The organism is Ensifer sp. 22460 (assembly GCF_052044935.1).
Lineage (GTDB): Bacteria > Pseudomonadota > Alphaproteobacteria > Rhizobiales > Rhizobiaceae > Ensifer.
Map to the genome: position 1 here is coordinate 1 of NZ_JBQENZ010000069.1, position 2,969 is coordinate 2,969.

General features: G+C 61.9%; 3 protein-coding genes. 1 reads left to right on the forward strand and 2 read right to left on the reverse strand.

What is annotated here, in order from left to right; translation table 11 throughout:
• Nucleotides 1-2: 2 nt before the first annotated feature.
• Nucleotides 3-1,667: an electron transfer flavoprotein-ubiquinone oxidoreductase gene (locus tag ACTJKM_RS36000; RefSeq protein ID WP_440661888.1), complete on the reverse strand. Its 1,665-nt coding sequence runs from the start codon at nucleotides 1,665-1,667 to the stop codon at nucleotides 3-5.
• 111 nt (nucleotides 1,668-1,778) lie between these two features.
• Here ACTJKM_RS36000 and ACTJKM_RS36005 point away from each other — a divergent pair, with 111 nt between their 5' ends.
• Nucleotides 1,779-2,129, forward strand: coding sequence for a hypothetical protein (locus tag ACTJKM_RS36005; protein ID WP_145926105.1), 351 nt, complete (start codon nucleotides 1,779-1,781; stop codon nucleotides 2,127-2,129).
• Between the two features lie 98 nt (nucleotides 2,130-2,227).
• Here ACTJKM_RS36005 and ACTJKM_RS36010 read toward each other — a convergent pair.
• A partial coding sequence (locus tag ACTJKM_RS36010; protein ID WP_440661889.1) for an electron transfer flavoprotein subunit alpha/FixB family protein occupies nucleotides 2,228-2,969 on the reverse strand: 742 nt, incomplete at its 5' end.

The following is a 2,969-nucleotide window of genomic DNA, read 5'->3' on the forward strand; positions in this document are numbered from 1 at the left end:
ATTCACATGTTCGGATAGACCGGGCCTTCGCCGCCCTGCGGCGGCACCCAGTTGATGTTCTGGTTCGGGTCCTTGATGTCGCAGGTCTTGCAGTGCACGCAGTTCTGCGCGTTGATGACGAAGACCGGCTTGCCGTCCTTCTCCACCCACTCGTAGACGCCAGCCGGACAGTAGCGCGTCGACGGGCCGGCATAGATGTCGTGCTCGGAGCGCTTCTGCAGGCTCATGTCCTTGACCTGCAGATGCACCGGCTGATCCTCCTCGTGGTTGGTGTTCGACAGGAACACCGAGGACAGACGATCGAAGGTCAACACGCCATCGGGTTTCGGGTAATCGATCTTCGTGTGCTTTGCTGCCGGCTCGAGGCTCTGCGCATCGCTCTTGCCGTGCTTCAGCGTGCCGAACAGCGACAGACCGAACAACTGGTTGGTCCACATGTCGAGACCGCCGAGTGCCACGCCGATCGCCGTGCCGAATTTCGACCACAGCGGCTTGACGTTCCTGACCCGCTTCAGGTCCTTGCCGATATCGGTCTGGCGCCATTCGTTCTCGATCTCGACCGGCTCGTCATTGGCCCTGCCCGACGCGATCGCTTCTGCCAGTTTGTCAGCCGCCAGCATGCCAGACAGCACCGCATTGTGGCTGCCCTTGATGCGCGGCACGTTCACGAGGCCGGCCGAACAGCCGATCAGCGCGCCACCGGGGAACGACAGCTTCGGTACCGACTGGTAGCCGCCCTCGGTGATGGCGCGAGCACCATAGGACAGCCGCTTGCCGCCTTCAAAGGTGCCGCGGATGGCCGGATGGGTCTTGAACCGCTGGAACTCCTCGAAAGGGAAGAGGTATGGGTTCTTGTAGTTGAGGTGCACGACGAAGCCGACCGCGACGAGGTTGTCTTCCAGATGGTACAGGAACGAACCACCACCGGTCTTCATGCCGAGCGGCCAGCCGAACGAGTGCTGCACCAGGCCCGGACGGTGGTTCTCGGGCTTAACCTGCCAGAGCTCTTTCAGGCCGATGCCGAACTTCTGGACGTCGCGGTCTTTCGACAGATCGAACTTCGAAATCAGCTGCTTGGCGAGCGAGCCGCGCACGCCCTCGCCGATCAGCGTGTATTTGCCGAGCAGCGCCATGCCGCGGGCAAAGTTCGGGCCAGGCTCGCCATTCCTCTCGATGCCCATGTCGCCGGTGGCGACACCGATGACGGCGCCGTCGTCGTTATAGAGCACTTCGGTTGCGGCAAAGCCCGGATAGATCTCGACACCGAGCGCTTCGGCGTGACCGGCAAGCCAGCGACAGACGTTTCCAAGCGAGACGATGTAGTTGCCGTGATTGTTCATCAGCGGCGGCATGGCGAAGTTCGGCAGCCGGATCGAGCCGGCCGGGCCGAGCAGCAGGAAATGGTCGTCCTTGACTTCAGTCTTGAACGGATGATCCGCCTCGTCGCGCCAGCCCGGCAATAGCCGGTCGATGCCGATCGGATCGACGACGGCGCCCGACAGGATATGCGCGCCGACTTCGGCGCCCTTTTCCAGAACCACCACGGAAAGCTCGGGATTGATCTGCTTCAGCCGGATCGCCGCCGAAAGCCCCGCAGGTCCCGCACCAACGATCACAACGTCGAATTCCATGCTTTCGCGTGCGGGGAGTTCCATTTCTTCGCTCATGTCAGTCTCTCAGAACTTTGGCGGCCTGCGTCGAGTTTGCGATAGGGATGATCGCCGTACTCGCCATCAGCGGAGGGTGGTCATGGGGCCGATGCCGCGGGGACGGGCGTGATGACACTCCAGACCTTCGCGCACTCGCCGGAAGGCGACGTCGCCGACGAGGCAGAACGTGCCCCTGTCTGGGGTGTCAGAGCGGGATTGAACACCACGTCTATTGCCGTGGCACCAAGCTCTATCCAATCGGCGCCGGCCGGCCGAAGCTGGCAAATCCGCCCGACGTTCCCGTCGCAGGGATGCATGTCCGAAGAAGACATCAGGGGCGATTTCGCACCCATGACACTTGCGATCGGTGCGATCATCGAACTGCGACCTGTCCGAGATGTAACCTCGCGATTTGGCGAGGTAGCCGGTGATCGCGGCCACGATGCGGTGGATCGACTGCACGATGCTGTCAGGACGTAGATTTTTCATCCAAAGATCTTCTGGAGCAAAAGAAATCAAAAGGATGACGCAGCCTGAAAGCCACGCCATCCGTCGCTTGGGAGGCGATGTTAAATCAGTCAAAGCGCCTTCTGCAGTTCCGGTAGGGCATCGAAGATATCTGCCACAAGACCGTAATCGGCGACCTGGAAGATCGGCGCTTCCTCGTCCTTGTTGATCGCGACGATCAGCTTCGAATCCTTCATGCCGGCCAGATGCTGGATGGCGCCAGAAATGCCGCAGGCGATGTAGAGGTCGGGGGCAACAACCTTGCCGGTCTGGCCGATCTGCCAGTCGTTCGGCGCATAGCCCGCATCGACAGCAGCGCGGCTTGCACCGACGGCAGCACCCAGCTTGTCGGCGATCGGAAGGATCACCTCTTGGAACTTCTCCGACGAGCCGAGTGCACGGCCGCCCGAGATGATGATCTTGGCAGACGTCAGTTCCGGACGATCCGACGAGGACAGCGCATCCTTGACATGAGTCGAGAGACCCGGGTTCGCGGCGGCCGAGATGGTCTCGACCGAAGCGCTGCCGCCCTCACCGGCTGCGGCGAAAGAGGCGGTGCGAACCGTGATTACCTTCCTGGCGTCGGTGGACTGAACCGTCTGGATGGCATTGCCCGCATAGATCGGACGCTTGAACGTGTCGGCAGAGACGATCTCGACGATTTCCGAGACCTGCGCGACGTCGAGCAGGGCAGCAACGCGCGGCAGCACGTTCTTGCCGACGGAGGTCGCAGCCGAGACGATGGCGTCATAGGAGCCGGCAAGCGACACGATGAGCGCTGCCAGCGGTTCGGCGAGGTTGTTGCCGAGGCTT